Source organism: Paenibacillus sp. FSL K6-1217, assembly GCF_045040735.1.
Lineage (GTDB): Bacteria > Bacillota > Bacilli > Paenibacillales > Paenibacillaceae > Paenibacillus_AQ.
The window spans coordinates 2,851,633-2,874,649 of record NZ_CP150271.1; the positions used below are offsets into that span (position 1 = coordinate 2,851,633).

At 53.5% G+C, this 23,017-nt stretch carries 13 protein-coding genes; all 13 read right to left on the reverse strand.

What is annotated here, in order from left to right; translation table 11 throughout:
* Positions 1 to 6: 6 nt before the first annotated feature.
* Positions 7 to 924: a carbohydrate ABC transporter permease gene (locus MHH28_RS12745; RefSeq protein ID WP_209984878.1), complete on the reverse strand. Its 918-nt coding sequence runs from the start codon at positions 922 to 924 to the stop codon at positions 7 to 9.
* Positions 925 to 953: 29 nt separating this feature from the next.
* Entirely contained in the window at positions 954 to 1,880 is a 927-nt protein-coding gene (locus MHH28_RS12750) for a sugar ABC transporter permease (RefSeq protein WP_076084393.1), read from the reverse strand.
* Between the two features lie 90 nt (positions 1,881 to 1,970).
* Positions 1,971 to 3,476 carry an ABC transporter substrate-binding protein gene (locus MHH28_RS12755; RefSeq protein WP_405115410.1) on the reverse strand — a complete coding sequence of 502 codons (1,506 nt, stop codon included), beginning with the start codon at positions 3,474 to 3,476 and terminating at the stop codon, positions 1,971 to 1,973.
* A 234-nt stretch (positions 3,477 to 3,710) separates the two neighbouring features.
* Complete coding sequence (locus MHH28_RS12760) at positions 3,711 to 5,228, reverse strand: response regulator (protein ID WP_405115412.1); 1,518 nt, start codon at positions 5,226 to 5,228, stop codon at positions 3,711 to 3,713.
* A complete protein-coding gene (locus tag MHH28_RS12765) occupies positions 5,221 to 7,044 on the reverse strand; it encodes a sensor histidine kinase (RefSeq protein ID WP_405115414.1) in 1,824 nt (607 codons plus the stop codon). The genes MHH28_RS12760 and MHH28_RS12765 overlap by 8 nt, the downstream gene beginning before the upstream one ends.
* Positions 7,045 to 7,191: 147 nt before the next feature.
* Positions 7,192 to 9,990, reverse strand: a complete 2,799-nt coding sequence (locus tag MHH28_RS12770; protein ID WP_405115417.1) for an endo-beta-N-acetylglucosaminidase — start codon at positions 9,988 to 9,990, stop codon at positions 7,192 to 7,194.
* A gap of 315 nt (positions 9,991 to 10,305) precedes the next feature.
* Positions 10,306 to 11,301, reverse strand: a complete 996-nt coding sequence (locus MHH28_RS12775) for a glycoside hydrolase family 43 protein (protein WP_405115420.1) — start codon at positions 11,299 to 11,301, stop codon at positions 10,306 to 10,308.
* Positions 11,298 to 12,809, reverse strand: coding sequence for a glycoside hydrolase family 43 protein (locus MHH28_RS12780; protein WP_405115422.1), 1,512 nt, complete (start codon positions 12,807 to 12,809; stop codon positions 11,298 to 11,300). The genes MHH28_RS12775 and MHH28_RS12780 overlap by 4 nt, the downstream gene beginning before the upstream one ends.
* A 216-nt stretch (positions 12,810 to 13,025) precedes the next feature.
* Positions 13,026 to 14,132: a sensor histidine kinase gene (locus tag MHH28_RS12785; protein WP_405115424.1), complete on the reverse strand. Its 1,107-nt coding sequence runs from the start codon at positions 14,130 to 14,132 to the stop codon at positions 13,026 to 13,028.
* Positions 14,129 to 14,854 carry a response regulator transcription factor gene (locus MHH28_RS12790; RefSeq protein ID WP_405115425.1) on the reverse strand — a complete coding sequence of 242 codons (726 nt, stop codon included), beginning with the start codon at positions 14,852 to 14,854 and terminating at the stop codon, positions 14,129 to 14,131. Before MHH28_RS12790 ends, MHH28_RS12785 begins: the two co-directional genes overlap by 4 nt.
* A gap of 24 nt (positions 14,855 to 14,878) precedes the next feature.
* Positions 14,879 to 15,814 (reverse strand): ABC transporter permease, encoded by a 936-nt coding sequence (locus MHH28_RS12795; protein WP_405115427.1) that lies wholly within the window; start codon positions 15,812 to 15,814, stop codon positions 14,879 to 14,881.
* Entirely contained in the window at positions 15,811 to 16,737 is a 927-nt protein-coding gene (locus MHH28_RS12800) for an ABC transporter ATP-binding protein (protein ID WP_405115430.1), read from the reverse strand. The genes MHH28_RS12795 and MHH28_RS12800 overlap by 4 nt, the downstream gene beginning before the upstream one ends.
* Before the next feature lie 219 nt (positions 16,738 to 16,956).
* Positions 16,957 to 22,905 (reverse strand): immunoglobulin-like domain-containing protein, encoded by a 5,949-nt coding sequence (locus MHH28_RS12805; RefSeq protein ID WP_405115432.1) that lies wholly within the window; start codon positions 22,903 to 22,905, stop codon positions 16,957 to 16,959.
* Between the last annotated feature and the right edge of the window lie 112 nt (positions 22,906 to 23,017).

The following is a 23,017-nucleotide window of genomic DNA, read 5'->3' on the forward strand; positions in this document are numbered from 1 at the left end:
ACTTGCCTACTCCTTAACCGCCCCGACCGTAAGACCCTGAATGAAGTAACGCTGGAAGAACGGATACGCGAAAATAATTGGTCCGGTTGCCAGCACCACCATCGCCATACGCGAGGTATCCTGCGGCATGTTGCGGAGGGCCTCCAGGCTTAGCGAGCTGTTCTGCGAGTTCTGCAGAATGAACTGCATACTGGTCTCGATCCGCATCAGCATCGACTGCAGCGGCACCAGGTTCGGATTGTCAATATAGAGCAGGGCGTTGAACCAGTCATTCCAGTACCCCAGGGTGCTGAACAGACCGATCGTAGCAAGGCCCGGCAAGGACAGCGGCAGCACGATGCCGAGGAAGGTGCGGAACTCTCCGGCGCCGTCGATTTTGGCCGACTCAATCAGCGCATCCGGTACACTTGTGATATAGAAGGTTCGCAGAATCATAATGTAAAAAGCATTCACCGCCAGCGGCAGCACCAGCGCCCAAATACTGTCCTTCAGGCCCAGCATCTGTGTCACGACAATATAGGTCGGAACCAGCCCGCCGTTAAACAGCATGGTGAAAAAGGAAAAAAACGCGAAGAAATTACGGTATTTGAAGCTTTTACGTGAAATGGCATAGGCGTAAAGTGAAATAATAAGCAGGCTGACAATCGTACCGATGACTGTTACAGCAATCGTCACCCCGTAGGAACGGAGCAGCGTGTCTCCTGAGCTAAATACATATTTGTAGGCTTCCAGACTCCATTTGGCCGGGATTAACCGATAGCCGTCCCGCGCAAGCGCCCCTTCGTCCGTGAACGAGATGAGGACAACGAACAGGAACGGGAAGATACACAGGATGGCAAAGCCTCCGGCGATACAGTTGAAGATGGTATTGAGCACCGGCGACAGCCGATGGAAATCGCGCGATTTCGCAGCGTTAGCAGACATTTGGATGACCTCACTTTCCTTCTTTTTCCCTAGAATAATGCACTGTCCTTATCGAATTTGCGGACGATGTAATTGGAGGTAAGAACCAGCACGAACCCGACCACTGATTGATACAAGCCCGCAGCCGTACTCATTCCGATCTCGCCGGTAGTCTTGAGTCCACGGTATACATACGTATCGATAACGTTGGTCACGCTGTAGAGCGTCCCCGAATCTCTCGGCACCTGATAGAACAGCCCGAAGTCCGCATAGAAAATCTTCCCGATCGCAAGCAGCGTCATAATGATAATGATCGGCTTCAGCATCGGCAGTGTGATACTGCGGATCTGCTGGAGCTTGCTGGCTCCGTCGATCATCGCGGCTTCGTAGAGGGACTTGTCGATACCCATAATTGCGGCTAGATAGACCACGCTGTTATAGCCGACGGCCTTCCATAGGAATACGAATATAATAATGAACGGCCAATATTTCGATTCTGAATACCAGGAGATATTGCTGCCGAACATGGCGTTAAGCAGTCCCCGCTCCGAGCTCAGGAAGCTGAATGCGAAATATCCCACAACGACCCAGGACAGGAAGTACGGCAGGAACATGCCTGTCTGATAGAACTTGGCCAGCTTCTTATTAGCAATCTCGGACAGCACCACCGCCATCAGCACTGACAGAATCAGGCCCAGGCCAATGAAGGCTATGTTATACAAAAGAGTATTACGTGTGATCAGATAGGCATCGTTAGTGCTGAACAGGAATTTGAAATTATCCCAGCCGACCCATTTGCTGTTGATGATGCTGGCCCAGAAGCCATCCCGGCTGAAGCGGTACTCCTTAAAAGCAATGACCGTACCCACCATCGGCAGGTAGGAGAAGAACAAAAACCACAGTGTGCCCGGCAAAACCATAAACAGCAGCACTTTATTTCTCAATATATCCTTGGCGGACTTTCCTATTTTCCCCATACTTCTAGTTCCTCCTATGCCGGAAAATTCTTATATTCACAAAAAGATCGGGCCAAGTCTAAATCAACCCGCCCGATCTTGAATAGAATGCTACTTATTATTCGCTGCTTTCCAGGCGTCGATCTGTGCTTGAGCTTCGGCAATGATTTTATCCAGACCGGCAGCTTTCAGTTTCTCGTTAGCCTTGGTCAGGTACTCTTCCGGATCTACAGATCCGGTCATCAGCGGTGCCCAGAATTCTTCCTTCACGTTCTGAACGGCGGCGATTTCATTCGTCACCTTGGACGTATCGAAGTTGAAGCCGAGCAACGGAGCATTGATACCGGCATCGTTGAACTTTTTGAATTCGTCCCATTTGTTCTCAGGGTCGCCTTCATTCAGATAGTTGATCATGATGTTACCCAGGGAGAACGTAGGCATATCGTAGTTCTTCGCTTCCGGGAGGTTCTTGATCATGTTGTCGCTGACTTTCTCGTAATGTACGCCTTCAATCCCGGAGTCAATCATGTTGCGCAGCTTAGGATCTGTGTTGAGCAGGTTCAGGAATTCCATCGCTTTCTCAGGATATTCGGAGTTGGCGGAGATTGCCTGCATGGAGCCCATTACCGACCAGTTGTAGATATAAGGCTGACTGGCTGGTGTCGATACAACCGGGTATCCGTAGCTTGCTGACCACAGGTTGTCGGCCATCGGCTGGGTGGAAGCACGGTCAGTGAACCATTTGCCTGCTTTGTACAGGTCATCGACCGATGAAGTAGTGGCAACTTCAGGAGAGATGTAACCCGCCTGATAGAATTTGCGGACCGTCTTCAGCGCTTCCTTGATTTCAGGAGTTTCCAGGATGTTGACTACTTTGTAGTCCTTGGTGTCCATATATACAGCCATAGGCATCTTCTCGATCACATAGTCAAAAGGCATAATCGGCATGAAGTCTTTGACCATCGCGTACGGAGTCACTCCAGGCTCGTTTTCCTTGATCGTTTTGAGCAGCGGCTCGAGATCCGCCATCGTCTTCACGCTGGTCAGATCCAGCTTGTATTTGTCGAGCAATTCTTTGTTGAAGCGGAAGACCTCTTGAGCGGGAAGCTCTTTGTTGGCCGGAATCGCATAGTTGTGTCCGTCTACCTTGGAGCCTTCCAGGAAGGCCGGATCAATCGTATCCACGATGCCCTTGCCCTGATTCTTCAGCAGATCGTCGAGCTGCAGGAAGGCGCCCTTACGTGCATTTTGCACATAATCGAAGGCCCAGGAAGAGGTGAACAGGATGTCCATTGGCTCACCGGAAGCCGCCATAACCTGCATTTTTTGTGTATAATCCCCGAAGTCCAGCATTTTGATATCGAGTGTGGCGTTGATTTTCTCAAGCGTGTATTTATTGACTTCTGCGAGAACCTTGTCCATATCCTTCTGCGGCGGCCCGATCGTGTACCAGATCAGTTCCACAGGTTTCTCTGTAGCCTCCGAGGCTTTGTTGCCACCCGAAGCGGCTTCCCCTCCAGCATTGTTCTTACTGTTCCCGCCGCACGCCGTTAGCGCCAGTGAAACGGTTAAAAGCGTTGTCAACAACAAGGAGAAGTGTTTCTTTTTCTTACTCATTTGCCGTACCCCCTTTTAATTAGCTGTCTGGTCTTTCAGGCTTACCGGATCTTTCCGGCTGCTGCTTTCCTTGAGCTATAGCTTAACTTTATAAGATGAAAGCATTTTCAAATAGAAGAGAAACTATAGTTTTTCAGGTATGAAATAAAGAAAATAAGCTTACCCGCCGGGACAGGTTTATCCTTTTTTTTGCAGCAACAGGTGAATTCTTATATTTTTCAAAACAAGGCCGCCTCATAGCAGCCCCTTGAATTCTGTCGGCGAGATGCCAACATATTTCTTAAATTGCTTGTAGAAGTAACCCATTTCCCAGTATCCCACATTCCTTGCGATTTCATGCACCTTCAGATTCGTCGAGCGGAGCTGCTCCTTGGCCTTATCAATGCGGTAGCGGTTCATATACTCGGCAAAGGATTCTCCGGTGGTCTTATGAAACAGCTGCCCCAGATACACCGGATGGATATTGAACATGAAGCCCAGCTTCTTCAGCGACAGATCCTCACTATAGGATTTCTCAATATAATTCAGCACCTGGTTGACCACCGGACTCTTCAGCTCCCGGTCCAGCAGCCCGATGATGCCTGCCGAGGTCTGCCGGAGTGCAGCGGACAGTGCGGGCAACGAGTTCGCCCTGCGGATCGCCGTCAAGCCCTCGGCAATACACTCACGCTCCGTCTCACTGCGGATATCCTTGATCAGCACCCGGAAGAACAGAATCCATTCCAGCGAGATCTCTTCCAGCAGCCCTGGCGTTAACCCTTCCATGCTCGGGGCCGCAAAATACAGCTCCAGCTGCTCCGACAGCCCCGCCAGATTCTTGGACATGATGAGCTTGGCGTAATCGCTCCAGTCCTCCGGCAGAACCGCCCCCAGATCCTCCTTCCGGTCCCTCAGCTGCTCATAATAGATGCTGCTGCGCTCCGGGTGGATCTCCAGGAATTCCTGAGCCTGCTTGGCCTGCTCGTAGCTTGCGGGAGCGGCGTCTACCCCATACACAGGCGAGCCTACTGCCGCGCGCAGCTGCTCTCCGCCGGTGCATAAGCGGGTAATTTCCTCCAGCATGAACGCCATCTCCTCCGCTCCGGCAGCGGCTTCTTCATAGTTATGTATCAGCACCAGATCATTGTCGGAATCCCAGAACATGAAGAACGAAGCCTCTGCGCCGATGCGGTCGGCCACCCTCTTCCTGAAGTCCTCCGTTGCAGACTCTACCTGCAGGAGCGCAACCTGCACATAACGGCTGCTGAGCGGCAAGCCGATCAGATTCAGCCGTTCGGAGCGCTCCTGCGGATCAATCTGCCCCCGCAGCCAGCGCAGCAGCACATTATCCTTCAGTACGGAATTCGTATATTCCCACCACTGCATATCCAGCCTGGAGACATTCAGCTTCTCCACAATCGTCTCCAGCGTCTGCTGGAATTCCTCCAGATTAATCGGCTTCAGCAGATAGTTCTCGATCCCGAGCGACAGGCCTTCCTTCACATACATGAATTCATCGAAGCCGCTCAGCACTACCACCTTCATGTCCGGGCGGAATTCCCGGACGGCGCGGATCAGCTCAAGGCCGGTCATCACCGGCATGGAGATGTCGGTAATCAGAATATCTGCGGGATTCTCCCGCAGCTGCTCCAGCGCCTCCTGCCCGTTCTCCGCCTGCCCCACAATCGTGAGGTCAAGCTGCTCCCAGTTGAGTATATCCTGCAGGCCGCTAAGAATGAACGGCTCATCATCCACAATAAACACCTTATACATCTGCGCTCTCCTCCTTCAGCGGGTATGGAAAAGTAATCGTAACCTTTGTTCCCGCGCCTTCCTCACTATCCAGCTCCACCCCGTAAGGCTTGCCGTACATCAGTCTCAGCCGCTCATGAATGCTGCGCAGCCCGAATGACTCGGACCCGGATAATTCGCCTTGATTCTCCAGCGCCTCGCGGAGCCGGGCCAGCCGCTCCTCCGCGATTCCCTTACCGTTATCCGTAACGGCAACCCGGATGTACTCCGGCTCCGCTGTGATCACGATGAGGATCACATTATCAGTCTGCCCAGTCCGCATCCCATGCAGCACATAGTTCTCGATGACCGGCTGCAGCGACATTTTGAGTACAGGAAGCTCCTCCAGCTCCGGGCTGCATTCAATAACATAGGAGAACCTGTCCTTGTACCGGATGCGGAATAGCTCCAGATACAGGCGGCAAGCCTCCAGCTCATCCTTGAACGTATATTTTAGCTTCGGGCGGACATACGATTTGAACAGCATGGACAGGCTGTAGATCATTTCACCCACATCTTTCGCACCGCTCGAAATCGCCCGCATCCTGATCACTTCCAATGTATTATACAGAAAATGCGGATTCACCCTGGCTTCCAGCGTAGCGATCTCCGTATGCTTCTGTTTGATTTCCGCCTTATACACCTGGTCGATATACTGGTTCAGTTCATCCAGCATGCTATTGAAGCTTTTGGCAATCTGGCCTAATTCATCTTCCTTGCCGTCCACAATCCGGGTGTTCAGGTCCCCGTTTTTCACTTTGCGGGTGAAGCGGATAATGCGGTGGGTCCGTTTGGCAAAATTAGAAATGAACATCGCGGGCAGCAGCACAGCGAACAGAATGCAGACGAGGGCGATGGAGAGAATGGTGCGCTGTGCACTGCTGTAGGTCTCGGCCAGCTCCTGCTTGGAGATCAGACTGACTACCGTATACCCGGCCTGGCTCTGGGTCTGGCTGGTGACAACCATTCCATCCACGGTAACCTCCTCACCGGCGTTAATTCCCTGCAGCTTCGGCAGCTTCCGGCCGTACCCCTTACCTGATGAATCGAAGATGACTTCATTCTGGGCCGAGAGCACGAGGATATCGCCTTTGAAATCCTGCTTATAATTATTCATGGCCTGCCAGAGGGCTTCGGAGTCGAAGTAGACCAGCAGCTGGCCGATATTGAGCAATGAGGACTTGTTGTTGATGGGTATTTTCACCGAGAACATGGGGGCGGTCTGCATGCCGATACTCTTCAGCACCCAGATATTCGGAACAGAGACGACACTCTCCTCACCCAGAACCATCGAATCGGGGACAAAAGAATGCGCCGCATTGGTCGAGATCCGCTCGAATTGCCTGCGGTTGTCGTAGTAATACATCACCTGCTGGTTGGCACTGTACAGGATCAGGCCGCGGATATCGGGATCATCGTCAATCTTGTTCTGGAAATACTGGATGGCGTTCGAGGTAGACTGTTCCCCCAGCAGATAACGGTCCAGCCGGTGCTCGATATAATCGCTTAAGGGATTCTCCAGCAGGAAGGTCGTATTACTGGCCAGACTCGCGTCCCTGTACACATCACGCAGCATATCCTGAACGGATTGATATTTGCTCTCCACATAGTTGCTGATGCTCTCCATACTCTTGCGCTGGATATCCATCTGGCGCTGCACCGCCGAATCCGAGATTAACAGCAGCACGAGATAAGAGAAGGCGATAATCGTAGCAATGAAGATACAGGACACAATCAACGTGAAGCGCAGGAACATATTGTCTTTAAAATACTTGCGGTACAGCGAAAGGCTTCGCATGATTCACCTCCTTACATGATTAGTAGCCTTGCAGGCACAGCTAGCCGGGATACACAAGAAGCGCTCCCCCCTGCTAAATTTGCCAGAGGGTGAGCGCTTGGTGTATGTTGTGCAGAATTGGCAATACCTATTCCCCGTTACTGAACATTAATGGCCTCTAAGATATACAGGCTGTGACTTGTTGCCGCTGTAATCCTCCATGACCACTGTAACTACTGCTGCGGTTGAGGTGAAGCTAAGACTGGCTTTGGTCGTACGGCCGCGGATAATCATCGGCTTCATGCCCGCAGCACCGGACAGATAGGTGACCGGGAATGACCGGTTCTGGCCGTCTTCATTAATGTACATATACCGCCAGTCGCGGGTAGCCGGCATCGGCAGGTTCAGCGTATTGCCGTTCCACGACCAATTTTCTGCATAAGGCTCGGACACCTTGTCGGTGAACCTTCCGTTATAGGTTATTTTATCGGTATTTCCTACCTGAACGGTAACCGTATATTCGTCTCCGTTCACAGGCATATTCTGGAACAGCGCGGATGTGCTGCCCTGCGGCACGGTCAATTCCCTCGACAACGGCTGCGGCGTAGTAATCCAGTTGACCGACTTCACCGTAACCTTGATAGTGCCCTGAGCTGCGGCGGGATTCATCCATTTCACCAGAAAATCTCCATTCGCAGCGGACTCGGCGGTAACCTTGGATACCGCAGCATTCAGGTCGAAGGACAGCGTAGCCGCATCGCCCTCCAGTCCATCGGCTCCGACAGCAACTACCTTCAGGACGCCGGATTTGGCCGGAAGCTGCTTGATATAGAAGGTCTCATCATATTTCCCGCCCATATAGATATCATTCACATATACATTATATTGCTTCACCTTGGAATAATCGGTGTCCATGCTCCACTTCACGATCATCTCATTCGTGCCTGGCAGCGCCTGAGCGATAGAGAGACCAGCAGGTGCCGAAGGTCTGACCGCTGTCCCGTCATGAATCCGCAGCTGGCCGATATTCATCTGGTAATTCGTAATTGCACTGGACCCGGGGGTGAACACAAGGCCGAAGGCTGCGATCTCCCGTCCTGCATAGGCGCCAAGATTAAGCTCGGCGGTGGTCCAGCCTGTTGTATGCTTGCCGCTGTTGGCCACAGGAACCTTGACGACCTGAGAAGGCTGATCACTGAAGATTATTCCCGCACTCAACACAGAGTTGTCGTCAGCAGACGGCTTGTTGTAGGCGATGGACAGCTTGGAACTCCCCTTCACTGCGAGATCGCTCTTGTAGAGGCGCAGGAAGTTCTCGCTATTCAGATTTCCGCTCACTGCCAGCGAACTGCCGCCGTTATAGCCGCCAAGCTGCTGATAATTCATGCGTGAATTGGCGGTCTGATCATAACCCGGGCCATAATCGAAGTCCACCTTCAGGCGGTTGCCTGTAGTGTCCTGCCACCACTGCCAGGTGACCGGAACATCCTGGAGGCTCATATTGGACCACTCCGCCCCGCTCGATACTGCTCCGTCCTTGAAATAGGCGAGGCCGTGGCCGGTATTGAAGCTCGTATAGAAGTTGGAATCCTTCACCACCGAGCGCTCCGCAATGACCGAAGCAATCCCCGGCCAATAACGGTTATCCGCATACACATCGGCTACCGTATTATTGGAAGATACCGCTGTGTTCTTCGGATTCACCTGCGGCCCTGACCACCATAGCTGCTCGCGCAGGTTCGTCATCCATTGGTACTTGTTATCCGACCGGTTCGCGACAGGCCAGGACTTATTCATATCCTCATCCAGACCGGCATGGACAAAGTCAGCGCCCAGCGTCGCCAGGCTGAGCCGTGGAATCCCTCCGGCCAGCTTGCTGCTCAGGGCCGAGCCCTGCTCGCTCTTGAAGCGGTCGCGCCCGGCTTCAAGTCCGGCAAAGCCGGTCTCAAAGAGATCGAAGCTCGTTCCCTGGGCTGCGTTGAAGGCATTCAAGTAATTCGCCGCAGCGGTGATCTGCGTGCTGCCCATGCCATAATCGAAGAAATACGAATTCGAGACCGGTTTGTGGGCCGTTTTATCGTAGAGCATGGAAATATTATTGTTATTAAACGTTCTGGCGAAGGTGTTGGACCCCGTGGCAGTATTCAGTGAATCATACCATTGAACATACAGCCCGCCTTCCTGTAGCGCTTTCATAAAAGCAATATAATCCGGAATATCCGCTGTCGCCACATTCGGGTTCTGCTCCTCCTGATTCAGGAAATACCCGTCATAGCCGAAATATTCGGCCATTTCAATCATTTTCTCAGCGACCGGGAACTTCCCGTTCGCATCCTTCACAATCATCTGCTTATACGTCTGCTGTCCCCGGTCATTGTTCGAGAAGAACACCCCGGCCAGTGACATAACCCCATTCTTGTGCGCGGCATCGGTATAGGTCGGATTCGGAATATTCAGCATGCCGAACTCGAACCATTTCTGCTGCCAGTCGGACTGGGCCAGATCATCGTAATATTCCGGCGGTGTATACGCTGTGGCTGTTCCATGCCAGTAGGAATAGTAGTCAATGTACTGCCAGAAGTTGAAGTGATACTGGGCGAATTTGTTGGTGTACGGGGCATTCTCGATAAAAGCATTGCCGTAATCGCCCGCAACATTCATCATCTGCACCGCCGGATTCAGCGCCGGATTGGCCTGGGTCTGCTGGAAAGGTGCAATACGCTGCTGCAAGGGGACCCGGGAGCGCAGCAGTGCCGCATCCTGATCGGTCTGCGGACTCCAGTCCGCAATGTGCTGGCTGGTATAGCCATGTACACTCGGCTGATTGGCCCCGTGCGCGCTTTCACCTTTGAACGGCCAGGTGTCTCCGGCCATTGCCGTCTGCGGCAGCAGGGTCACCAGCAATGCCGCACCTAATACCGCTGAAGTCAGCTTACGAGTTCTGTGTGTTCGGAATGTAGCTACCATTGTTCACTCTCCTCATTCTACGAATTCATGAGAACGCATTCATAAAAACCGGCTGAATCTTCCTTCTGGATGATAGTGATCAAGGTTACTATATAGCAGCACCTAAGAGGACTAATAGAAGCTAAATTAAAGATTCGCTGGTCAAATTAAAGAAAAGTGCAGTGAGATAGACCCGGGAAGGTGATGCGGATTTGTTTCTGCGTGCTTATTCACGCCAAAAAGCAGCCCCGTTAAGAGCTGCCTCATGTTTCAACCTATGTTCCTTATTCACGCCTATTCTTGTAACACTATTTACTTTGCCAATCTATCCGCAGCTTACTCCGCATCCGGATAAGGATTGATCTTCTGGATCGTACCGTCGGCATTGTATTTCAGTTCGGTATACTTCACGCAGCGCTTGTGGTTGACGCCTTCCGACAAGGAGCTGTCGTGGTAGAACAGATACCACTTGTCTTCCACTTGTACAATGGAGTGGTGAGTCGTCCAACCGATAACCGGAGAGAGAATCTCGCCCTTGAACGTGAACGGTCCCATCGGGTTCTTGCCGATCGCGTACACGAGCTTATGCGTGGTTCCTGTCGAATAGGACAGGTAGTAATCGCCGTTATATTTGTGCATCCATGGGCCTTCAAAATATCTGCGTTCCTCATCCCCGGCCAGAATCGGGTTCCCCTCTTCATCCACAATCGAGATCTCGGCAGGCTTGCCCTGGAAGGACAGCATATCATCGCTAAGCAGCGCAACTTGCGGCCCAAGCGCCGGCTGGTCGGCAGCCGGTCCTTCTGCATCGGCTACGAAGCTGCCGGTCTGCCACTTCTCCAGCTGGCCGCCCCAGAGCCCGCCGAAGTAGATATACGACTGGTTGTCGTCATCCACCAGTACGGCCGGGTCAATACTGAAGCTGCCTTCCATATAATTCGGCTGCGGGGTGAACGGGCCGGCCGGCGACTCCGAAGTTGCCACACCCAGGCGGAAGATGCCGTCATGGTCACGGGCCGGGAAGAATAGATAGTAGGTGTTATTCTTGTACGCTGCGTCTGGTGCCCAGAGCTGCTTGGAAGCCCATGGAATATCTCTCACATGCAACGCTTCGCCGTGATCGACCACAGGGGAGTCGAAGTTGTCCATCGAGAGGACATGATAGTCTTCCATCTTGTACTGGTCGCCGTTATCATTGCTCGGTTCGTCATGATCGAGATCGTGGGAAGGATAGATATAGATTTTGCCTTCGTAGACATGGGCGGACGGGTCCGCCGTATAGATGTGAGTCACGATCGGTTGATTAGGCTTAGGTGGTTGCTGCTGTTTCATAAGGCATCTCCTTTGGTATTGGAATAATAGAATCCTTCATAGTAAGCAGGGCTGGCATCCTCTGTACCGTTGCCTGAGGCGTGAATGCCGAGACAGACGCCAGTGAAGCCGCCGTTGATTTCCGGGGACAGGACCGATACATGAACCTTCTCCGGGACTTCATGCCAGGACACGCCATCCGCCGAGTAGGAGCAGAGGTAGTAATGGCCATCGCAGCGGAGGCGAAGCTGCACGGGGCCTTGACCGCTTACCTCGTACTGGTGAACCTGCCGCTCCTCACCATTCTTCACTACAAGCTCCATCACCCGGCGGCTGCTGCGGCAAGTAAGTCCCCAGCTAAGATAGCCCCGGTTGTTCAGCCGCGCAGCCAGTCCCGCATGCTCGCCTTCAGTTACCGGCGTGAAGTTAAGGCTGACACCCATCTCCATCCGGTGATGCTGCTGGCGGAGGCACGCGAACACGGCGGGCGCCTCATCGTCCAGTGTGTAGGCATTTCCGCGCACAGTCAGGCTGCCTTCACGCTCGGTCCAGGAATAACGCTCCGCTTCATACGCGCGGAGGAATGCCCATTCCGGCCCGAAGCCGTCCCCTGGCGTAAATCGCAGCACCTGGTCATCCAGGCTGGATTCGTCAGCCGCAATGACGGTCCCTTCATTATTGTCAATCATCGGCCAGCCGTCCTCCGTCCAGGTGACCGGTGCCAGGAAGGTCTCCCGGCCCAGCGGGGAATACCGCCCTTCCACCGGGCGCATGCCCAGGAAGACCGCCCACCACTGCCCGGACGCATCCTCCACGAGATCCGCATGTCCAAGACATTGTACCGGATGGTCCTTCAGGCCCCGGTGAGTCAGGATCGGCTCCGGCTTGTCCTCGAACGGGCCGTATGGGTTGCTGCTGCGGGCAATAATCTCCCGGTGGTCACCCGCCGTGCCGCCGGAGGCGGTCATCAGGTAGTAGACGCCCTTGATTTTGTACAGATGCGGGCCTTCGACCCACGGGCCGTCATCGCCGCTCCAGATGTTGACCGGTTCCGACAGCACTTCGCCCGACACCGGATCAATCTCATACTGGATAATATGCGATTCATAGCCTGCACCCTTCTGCACCGTGACATAGGCGCGCCCGTCATCATCGAAGAACAGGGACGGGTCGATTCCCCCATGGGGCAGCAGAATCGGATCAGACCAGGGACCTTCGGGCTTGTCCGCAGTCACATAGAAATTGCCGATGCCCCGCACATCGGTGGTAATCATGTAGAAACGCCCGTCATGATAGCGGATGGTGGCGGCGTAGATGCCGGACGAGCTCTTGGTGGTCCGCAGATCCAGCTGGGACTGGCGGGTCAGCACATGCCCAATCGGAGTCCAGTGGATCAGATCCCTGCTGTGGAAGATAGGAACACCCGGAAAATATTCAAAGGTACTGTTAATCAGATAGAAATCTTCATTCACACGGACCACACTGGGGTCCGGATAATACCCGGCAATCACGGGATTCCGCATAGTCATAGAATGCATCATACCCTCCTCTGGAATGAAAGCAAGCGTTTACAATCGCTAGTGCTATTGTACAAGCCCGGATTAAACTTTCCTATGCGCAGACTAAAGAACTTCCCCCGAAAAAATGTACAATTCCCGCATACATCCGATTGTACTGGAAATAAGCACCGTTTGCTCGCCATTTTGTTAACGCGGGTGGACATTTTTTGCTGAGTTTATCACTGGCTATTGATCTGGAGAATCTTCACCAACACCCAATATATGAGGCAATTGAACGGTAACCGTAGTGCCTTGGCCTGCAACGCTATGGACAGCAATGTTCCCTTGATGGGCGGTAATGATCTGCTTCACAATCGCCATCCCTAGTCCTGTACTGCCAGTAGGGGTATCCGTTGAAGTCCCCCGGTAGTAGCGGTCGAACAGACGGGCAGCACGCTGCTCATCCATGCCCCGGCCATTGTCTGTGATCCGGATCTGGACATGCGGAGTCCGCTGAATATCTACATGGACAGATGTCTCTGCAGGGTTATGAACAACCGCATTGACGAACAGATTGGACAAGGCTCTCTGCAGCAGTCCGGCATCTCCCATAACATAGAGGGGTTCTTCTCCGCCTGTTAGTTCAAACACACTTTCCTTATTCAGCGGCATATTCGCGGCTTCCGCCACCGTTCTGCGGATCAGCTCCACCAGCTCGACAGGCTGTGAGGACAGCTTGTAGCCGCTGGGCCGGTCCATCTGGAACGCAAGGCCAAGATCATGAATCAGTTCCTCCATATAAGCGGACTTCTCGCGGATCAAACGCAGGAATTCCTGACGCTCCCCGCTGCTCCATTCGTGTTCATCCGATAGAAGCATGTCCGTATAACCGGAGATATAAGATAAAGGAGTCTTGAGATCATGCGTGACCCCCGCCGCCCAATCCTGCCTCTGCTGCTCGAACTCCTGCCGTTTACGTTCATTCTCCTGCAAGGTGAGCGACAAGGATTCCAGATTGGCGTAGACCTCCCTGTACAGGCGGCTGGAGGGGGAGGACCTGCGTCTTTTCCCGCGAATAGCCGGATACTCCCCGCTCGACAACTTACGGATCATCACCAGAATATCCGCCATCGGCCGGGCCACATAATAGCCATAGAACAAACAATACAGCAGGTAAAAGGCTATCATGACCCCTGTGGTCAAATTCACGGTGAACAGCCGGTCCGGCTGCTTCAGCACAACAATATAGAACACCGCCGGCAGGGAGACGGCCAGGAACAGCAGGAGCTGGTGCACAATGAAATTCAAGGTAAAGCGGACGACCAGCCGGCCATTTGTTAAATTCACTCTCATCCCGGCTCACCCTGCCCCGCTCTGGGAGGAACGAACTTGTAGCCAATGCCCCTTAACGTAACGATCAGCGCGGGCTGCCTGGCATCCTGTTCGATCTTTTTACGCAGCCGCATGATATGAATCGCCACCGTCTTCTCGTCTCCGTTGCTGTCATACCCCCATACCCGCTCATACAATTGCCCTGCGGTAAAAATCTGGTTGGGGTTGTCCGCCATGAACACGAGCAGCTCGAATTCCTTGGCCGGACAAGTGATTTCCGCTCCGTTCACCCATAACTGGGCAGCTTTCTTATCGATGACAAGAGAGCCGAAGCGGTAGACCTCCGGTGACGCTGCAGCCGCCGTCTGATATTGCTCCTGCCTTCTGAACTGCACATGGATGCGGGCCGCCACCTCCAGCGGATTAAACGGCTTCGTAATATAATCATCGCCCCCGATTCCGAGTCCGGTCAATTTATCCAGATCACCCGAACGGGCGGTAAGGAACAGAATGGGGACCGCCGTATGCTCACGGATGCTGCGGCACAATTGGAAGCCGTCGGTATCGGGTAACATCACATCGAGAACAATCAGGTCGTAGTGATGCCGGGCGATTTGGTCCAGGGCCTCCTGTCCTGTTGCAGCACTGCCGATGACCGTATACCCTTCCTTGCGCAGGATCGTTTCCAGCATTTTGATAATGCCGGGCTCATCATCTACGATCAGAATTTTTTGCGGACGCACAGCGGGCCCCTCCTTTCTCTGCTATTATATCGACACGTCACGTCTGCGGAAGACGCTCCAGCTAATGACTAACAGGCCAATGATATATATTAGTAACACCGTCAGCGAAAAGGCAAGCGTCATCTCCGGTCTGGCCGGAAGATGATAGATATACAGGCTGACATCGCTGTTTGCAAAAGGCAGATATTTCAGCCATGCCAGCTTCGCTGTTGCCTCAATCATCGCATTGCCGGCAATCATCAGAAACAGCGAGATGCCAATTGCCAGGGCGCTGCTGCGCAGAATGACCGATATGGTGAACGCAAGAGTGACATAGCCCATGACAGGAAACAGGCTTAGACCGTACATTTTGATAACCTGCAGCGGGAGATTACGCTGGACCACCTGTCCTTGCTGGTTCAGGAACAAGTCTGTTGCATGAATGCGGCCAGGTCCATAGAACAGAGCATTCACAGCATATCCCGTACCCACCATTAGTACCAGCATCACTAGTGCGAGCAGAGACACAGAAATATACTTGGAAAAAAGAACGGCGGAACGGCTGTGCGGGCGGATCAGCAGCAGCTTCATCGTCCCGCCCGTATACTCTCCAGCCACAATATCCGCAGCAATGATGATGACCAGCACAATGACCATTTCAATTAAGCCGGACGCATTGAGCAGAGCTGACCAGGGGTTAGCGGCAGGAGCGGGCAGCCCGTGATCCAGACGGTATTCGGCAATCTTAAGTTTATTCTCCGCATCGGCCCGCAGGGTAGGCGACAGCTCCGTAATCCGCAGACGCTCTTCATATTTCTGGATAAGCTTGGTGGTATCGGCACGCCAATCGGCCTGATTCGGCTGGCTCTCTTTACCCAGAACAGCAGCACAGGCTGTGATGACAAAGAGTAGTCCAAGCAGAATCCAGGTCAATTTCCGGCTGTATATTTTCATACTCTCATTCGCAATTAACCCTGTCATTTGTTCTCCTCCGTAATCTCCAGGAATTTATCCTCCAGCGTCTGCTCCTGCACTTGAATACTGTATATGGCAATGCCCGCCTGCATCAGAAGCTGATTGATCGCCGGAATTTCTTCTCTCGATGCAGGAATGAGCAATTGCCCGGGCTGCTGCAACGGCAAAGTCTCTTTATTCAGCCCCGCCAGGAGCCTAGCAGCCTCTCCGGACTGCGATGGCTCGACCGTCACACAGACACGGGCGCTTCCCTGAGCATGGACAAACTCGTCCATGTTCTGAATCCGGAGCAGCTGTCCATGCTGGAGCACGCCCACCCGGTCACACATCAGCTCCATTTCGGACAGCAGATGGCTGGATACGAAGACGGCAACACCTTCTTCATGCGCCAGCTTTTTGAGATAATTACGCAGTTCATGAATCCCTGCGGGGTCAAGCCCGTTGGTAGGCTCATCCAGAATAAGCAGCGAAGGCCGGTGCAGCAGGGCCTGGGCGATGCCCAGCCGCTGTCTCATTCCGAGAGAATAGGTCCCCACTTTGTCGCCGATCCGCTCCTGCAGTCCTACAAGCCTCACCATCTCGTCAATCCGGGCAGCCGTAACGCCGGGAACCATCCGGGCATAGTGCCGGAGATTCTGAAGTCCTGTCAGATATTTGTACAAATCCGGGTTCTCCACAATTGCGCCGACATGCCGGATCGCCTGTTTGAACTGACTTCGGATACTGTGGCCTTTAATCAGAATATCCCCCTGGCTGATCTTAATCAGCCCGACCATCATGCGGATGGTGGTTGTTTTGCCTGCACCGTTGGGACCCAGGAAGCCAAATACCTCCCCGGCCGGAATATCAAAAGACAGGCTGTTCACAAGCATCCGCCGGCGGATTCGCTTCGTTGCCTCCCGGAACTGTACAACCGGTTCCTGCTGCATAATATCATTTCCTTTCTGCGCGTCTATGGGCTGGTCATGAAATCTCTACTGACAACCCGATTATAGAAACCGGAAGTAAACAGGCGGTAAACAGACAGCAAACAGGCCGCAAACTTTGTACAGACCTTCTCCCCAGGTCAAAAAGCCGCCCCCCAGCCATAATCTGACTTGAGGGACGGCCCCGGTATTGCTTATACAGTACTTATGCCATGCTTGTACTTACGGATTGATCAGATTCGATTGAATCAGCAATCTACGGATCGCAGCCGATGCTTCGGCGCGGGTAATATTCTCGTTCGGCGCAAGACGCTGCTCGTCTCTGCCCTGAATAATGCCGGCCGACAGATTCAGCTTCACATTGGCAACCGCCCAGCCCGCTACCGATGCGGAATCGGCGAAGGACTTCAGCAGCTGCTGAACCTGCTCTTCGCTTCGCGAAGACTTCAGCTCTGTGATGCTCATCGCTCTGCTGGCAATCGCCATCGCTTCCTGTCTGGAGATGTTGTTGCCTGGTCTGAACGTTCCGTCCGGATATCCGGTGATCAGGCCGTTCTCCACGGCAAGCTGCAGCTCCAGTCCGTACCATCCGCCTGCGGAGACATCGCTGAATGTAACCGGCTGCTCCCCATGCGTCACAATACCGAGCGCTCTGGCCAGCATCGCTGTGAATTCTACCCGGGTGATATTCCGCTGCGGTTCAAAGACATCTGCCTTCGTGCCGCTGACCACCAGTCTTGAGCCCATGTCATTCACATCCGGCTTGCTCCAGTGCTTCGCCACATCCGGGAATTCAAGCGGATTCCAGATCAGACCGAAATCGCCGTTCTCCAGACTGTTAATCGTAGCGTAGTAACGTCCGTCTTTGATGGTTACATAAGTCGGCTGATGATAGATTTCACCATCCCGGTAGAGTACGCCGGTTGTAATCTTCATATCTGCCTGTACCGGCAGCGTGTATTTCACCCAGCCGTGGTTGTTTACTGTTACAGTCTGCTCTTGATACTTCGCCTTAACGGAGAAGTTCGCAAGCAGGCTGCCGGGCTGTACATTCTGCTTGCCGGCGGCAAGCTTGAAGGCGTCCAGGCTGCCAGGAGCAGATGCGGCCAGTTCAGCATAGATGACGATGTCATCCGTATTTACATTCGTAAGACCGAACTGCTTGCTGATCTCTGTCAGATTCAGACCTGCGGCAGACAGAGTGGCCGTACCCAGATCAGATTCGACTACGATCTCGCCGCCTTTATTCTGCAGGTCCTTCAGGCTGCCGGCAGTAAGCTCTGCACTGCGTGCCGGAACGCCAGCTTGCGGAGCAGGTGTTGCGGTCGGCTTAGGTGTCGCGGCCGGCGCAGGCTCAGGACTCTTGTCTGCAATCCGCACAATCTGGAAGGTGCTGAATTTGTTAATCTGAATCTCCAGCGCTACAGGCTCGCCGCTGGAATTATACACAATTGCTGGAGTATAGACGGCAATCTCGCCGTCGCTGTGTTCAACGTATACCCGCAAGCTGTCCAGGAAGGCATCACGTGCGCCTGAGCTTTGCAGCGGGATCTGATCCGCGAACTCTGATACAGGAAGCTGAACCAGCGTATTGATCTTGCTGTAGTTCGTCTCAATCTCCCGTGGCATTCCAAGGTTCTGAAGCGTCTTGTCACTGGTCAGTGACAGCTTGGAGACGCCGTTCAGGATGGCATTGCTCTGGACGTTAATCTGCTCCAGTGTATTCTTAACCGGTACAATACGGAAGTACAGATCTGTAGCCGTCGCTTCAAGCTGCTTCAGGCTGGCTGCATCCAGACGGATCGAACCCAGTGCTGTGACAATATCCAGCGAAGCATTGCGTCCGGCCAGAACAGATACCGCGCCGGAGGGAATCTCCACCGCAATCTCATCTGCCTGTGCAGCGGAATCGTCCATATGGTTGATGGTGACCTTCCGGTTGGCTGCATCCGGGTCATTCGGATTCACGCCTTCCACCAGGTTATACATCTCATCCTCATCTATTACAATGGTGTCAATCTTCGTTCCGTTCGACAGGTTCGTTCTAAGAATCGTTACGCCCTGCTCAAGCGGGCTGCCGTCATTCGGAGTAGACAGGCCAGCCTGTCGGGAGGTTGGCTGACGAACAGCGCCATCCTTGGTCACGCCTTTGGCCTTAACGATCAGCAGATAATTCTTGACGGCACTCTTGCCGCCGCGGGTGAAGGTTGCGGTCAGAATGACATTCGTATCCTGGGCCGAAAGGGTTACATTGCCCTTGGCCTCAGCCGCATTCTGCTGGACTGCGATGACCGAAGCTTCACTGGAGGTCCAGGTGATCTTGGTATCGTGTTTGCCGGTCTGCAGCAGAACGAAGGCCTCAGTAACACTCTCCCACGTATCCCCCGGTGCGAAGGTAGCCGCCGTATTGATTCCGGTGCTTCTTGCCGCATCCTCTGCGGCTTCCTGGTCGCTGAGCTTTCTGACAACAATCGTGAAGGTCTTGACCAGAGTCTCGCCCGGACGGTCAGGATCGGCCAGCTTCACGCTAAGCTCCACCGTCACATCCTGCTCATCCGGTCCCGGCCGCTTCACGCGTCCGGTATTCGTGAGTACATCCGGATTACTGGAGGTCCAGGTCAGTACAGATCCGGTCTCTCCCGTCTTCGGCAGGAACACATTCTTGGTCACCGACTCCTCTGAATCTCCCGGAGCATAAGTCACTTGAATATTCAGCTCATCCTGAGGAAGATTAACCGGGCTGGTTCCTTTAACTGTAATGTAGAAATCCTTCTCCCGGAAAAAACCTTCCTTCGCCACACGCGCCGTCAACCGGACTACGGTATCCTTCAGCGGACGCTGAACTTCGCCTGTGCTGCTGACAATATCGCTGCGGTGGCTTGTCCATACGACCTCGGAATCGTAGAAGCCCTTCGAGATCAGCGTGATGGCTTGCATTACGCTCTTCGCCGTATCCTGTCCCTGATACCCGATCGCCAGGAGCTCGGCAGCTTCATCAAGCTGGGCATCAAGGCCCTCACGCTTCGCCTTGACTGTTACAGCGAACTCTTTGGTCACGGTGACATTGCCTTTAGTAATGGTTGCAGTAAGGGTTACCTTACGGTCCCCTTCACCAGAGCCTGGACGGTTCACTGTACCCTCTGTGCCCACTACGGACGGCTCCGTGGAGGTCCAGGTAATCTTGCTGTCATAGCGGCCTTGTGTAATCAGGTCCAGCTTCGTCTTCACCTGCTCCGGTGTCTCATTGCCCGCCCGGATCATATCCCAGGTCAGCGCTTCGAGGCTCTCCTTCACCGACTCTTCATCCGTCAGCGGATGCTTGACTACGGTGAGTACGAATTCTTTCGTCTCTGTTACATCCCCCTTGGTGATAACCGCCGTCAGTGTTACGGTGCGGTCTCCATCCAGGTAGGAAGGCGGCTGAAGCTTGCCATCCGGCGTAATGACCCGTTCATCGGACGAAGTCCAGGTAATCTTGCTGCCATTCTCGCCAGCCGCCGGTAAGTATACATCGGAGGTCACTGATTCCTGGCTGACATTCTCTTCGCGGATCGTATCCCAGGTCAGCAGGTCTGTATCTTCGGCAACCGATTGTTTGTCGGTTCCGGCCAGTTTTTTGACTACCAGCACGAAGGTCTTGGTCTGCTCCGACTCCCCGTTCTTCAGCACAGCGGTCAGCGTAACCTCCTGATCTCCTGCTGCAAAGACAGGGCGGACAACAGTCCCGTCCGGCTTAATCACAGCCTCGTTGCTGGAGGTCCAGGTAATCTTGCTGCCGAGTGCACCTGTCTCCGGTAGCAACAGCTCTGACACAACAGACTTCTGCACCACATTCTCCTGCCGGATCGTATCCCAGGTGATAGCTGCCGCATCGCGGTTCACCAGAGAGACCGTGCCCGGAAGCTGCACATCAAAGTTATTCGAGGTCACCGGCTTCACGCCGTCAACAAGGATGGACGGATCTACTGTCACTGAAGCAAAGGCTGATGCCTCAAGCTTGCCGGCTGCTTCTCCGGTGAGCTGGATCTCCAGCACAGTGTCGCTGATCCGCACTACAGTGTAGTCGAGGCCTTCCGGCAGATTGTTGACATGAACGCCGCCGGCAACCTCTTCGGTGAATGCACCGTTACGCAGGGTAACCGTCAGCTTCTCTGCCGCTGTCCCGTCGCCTGCATCGTGAATCACGTCAGGAGACACCGCAATCGCTGCCGGAGGAGAGCGGAACAGGATGGCGAAGGTTCCCGAAGGAATGCCTGCCACCGTAACTGCTGCCCGGTCCACGCTGTCAGCGGGCTTATGGCTGGCCGCCTGGCCGGCAAAAGCTACCGTAATCTGATTCGCACTATCCAGGGTAACCTTACCCGGCGTCAAGCCCGGCGGCCAATTCACCGCTTCAATGGCCTCGATCACTGAATCATCGAAAGATCCGTTCTTCAGCTCCAGGACAAGTGCTCCTTCAATGGAACCGTCGTTCAGTTCAGACTCATAGAGCAGCGGTGACTTGACCGTCAGATAGGGCTCTTTGTCCATGAAATCGAACTTGAAGGTATTTGTGCTCAGATCGGCCGGTGCTCCTGTCAGCTTGCCGGAAGCCACGGTTACATAAGCGCCGTAGACATCACTGGTCACTGTAGCCGCACCGGTGAATTTGAGCTCCAGCCCGGTGTCGGAGACTCTGGTCACGCTCGTACCGAGACCAGCGGGCAGACCATGCACCTGCACATCTTCCGCATTGATCGGTGCGGCGAATTTACCGCCAGTCAGCGTCACGCCCAGCGTCTCGGAGATCTCACCAGAGCCGTAGACGGCCTCGGATACAATGCCTTTATTCAGGCTGAGCACCGCAGGGTCTCTGAAGGTTACGCTGAAGGTCTTGGTCGTCAGACCGGAAGTGTTCCCGATCAGGTTCTCCTTATCCACCGTAACGGATAGATTGTTCGTGGTCGCGTCCTTGGCGTGGTTAACGGCAGCACCCTTTAGCGTGAAGTTAAGCTCAGTATCACTCAGCCGGGTGACATCGAAGTCAAGCCCTTCCGGCAGGTTATTAACACGGATGTGACTTGGATCAATCGGATCGGCAAGAGTGGCCCCGACAATATTGACCATCTGATTGCCGGTAACCATACCGTCGTTAGCTTTGGCCTCTGTCAGATCGGTACTGTCTTCCTCATCCAGCTCGATCTCCGAGATGACTTCACTGAAATCCCTCTCATCCAGACTCGTGTAATACGTGAATTTCTTGCTCTCACGGGCAGCCATCGCACCGGAATCCCAGGTGATGGTGATCCCAGCATCCCTTACTACTTCAAGGTTCTTGGCAGTCGGTTCGTCATAAGCCTCTTCGGCATAGGGGTTGGAATTGCTGAATCCAAAGACTGAAGCCTTCGCCCGCGGATTGCTGGAATAGAAGAAGATCGGCGCTCTCGAGTTGAAAGCCTTGTAGAGCGGATCATTATTCCCGGTGGTATTCGCTCTAACTACGGCGGCACCATCTTCTTCAATGGTGTGAGTCACCATATTGGAGGTTACAAAGGCACCTCCCTGATCTACAGTATTATCCGGGTCCATGGTACGCATATACCGCGCCCCGTCCCATTTTTTGCCCGTAAGATTGGTGATGGTTACTTCATTGCGGTAGAACTTCTGGTCTTCCTTGAAGCTGATCACCTGCTTGATCTCCATCTTGCCGGCCCAAGTAGATACTGTAGTCGCACTTAGCGTCCCTTTATCCGTCAGCGAGGTATTTACAACTCTAGTAGGCATATCCTTGGCGTTCATCAGCGCTGAATTAGACTTCGCATATGTATTTCCGCCGCTCTCGTAGCCAACCGCGAAACGTTCTTCAGGTGTGCCCGGCAAATAATAATCGACCGGCAGGTCTTTGCCCGTGCCATAGCCGTCATGATCGGCACTCATCCCCAGATTCGGTCTTGAATTCGTACCACGGAAGTTAGCGGGCTTATTGCCCGTCGTACCGAAGTTCCCCCAGTTGCTGATCCCCAGCTCTATGTATTTGCCTCCCAGGAAAAGCTCTGTTCCGCCTTCCCCGCCATATGCAGCTCTCGCTCCCCAATCTGCCGTTTCTGCATACACCGATTTAGGGGCTGCAGGAAACATTGACAACAGCATAGTAGGAATGATTAACATGGCCAGCAGCTTGTTGCGCTTCATTGTCCACTCTCCATTCTTCATAATTGAATTGCAGGTTCATACACATTTAACCAGATGACACTGACAAAATTCTGACAAAACCACGAATAGTGTCGATGAGGGACACAAAAGT

What these genes read in the sequence shown, in the direction of transcription:
- MHH28_RS12785 (WP_405115424.1), bottom strand. Translation starts at nt 14,132, where the DNA reads ATGAGAGTGAATTTAACAAATGGCCGGCTGGTCGTCCGCTTTACCTTG.
- MHH28_RS12760 (WP_405115412.1), bottom strand. Translation starts at nt 5,228, where the DNA reads ATGTATAAGGTGTTTATTGTGGATGATGAGCCGTTCATTCTTAGCGGC.
- MHH28_RS12770 (WP_405115417.1), bottom strand. Translation starts at nt 9,990, where the DNA reads ATGGTAGCTACATTCCGAACACACAGAACTCGTAAGCTGACTTCAGCG.
- MHH28_RS12795 (WP_405115427.1), bottom strand. Translation starts at nt 15,814, where the DNA reads ATGACAGGGTTAATTGCGAATGAGAGTATGAAAATATACAGCCGGAAA.
- MHH28_RS12800 (WP_405115430.1), bottom strand. Translation starts at nt 16,737, where the DNA reads ATGCAGCAGGAACCGGTTGTACAGTTCCGGGAGGCAACGAAGCGAATC.
- MHH28_RS12780 (WP_405115422.1), bottom strand. Translation starts at nt 12,809, where the DNA reads ATGACTATGCGGAATCCCGTGATTGCCGGGTATTATCCGGACCCCAGT.
- MHH28_RS12755 (WP_405115410.1), bottom strand. Translation starts at nt 3,476, where the DNA reads ATGAGTAAGAAAAAGAAACACTTCTCCTTGTTGTTGACAACGCTTTTA.
- MHH28_RS12750 (WP_076084393.1), bottom strand. Translation starts at nt 1,880, where the DNA reads ATGGGGAAAATAGGAAAGTCCGCCAAGGATATATTGAGAAATAAAGTG.
- MHH28_RS12745 (WP_209984878.1), bottom strand. Translation starts at nt 924, where the DNA reads ATGTCTGCTAACGCTGCGAAATCGCGCGATTTCCATCGGCTGTCGCCG.
- MHH28_RS12765 (WP_405115414.1), bottom strand. Translation starts at nt 7,044, where the DNA reads ATGCGAAGCCTTTCGCTGTACCGCAAGTATTTTAAAGACAATATGTTC.
- MHH28_RS12775 (WP_405115420.1), bottom strand. Translation starts at nt 11,301, where the DNA reads ATGAAACAGCAGCAACCACCTAAGCCTAATCAACCGATCGTGACTCAC.
- MHH28_RS12805 (WP_405115432.1), bottom strand. Translation starts at nt 22,905, where the DNA reads ATGAAGCGCAACAAGCTGCTGGCCATGTTAATCATTCCTACTATGCTG.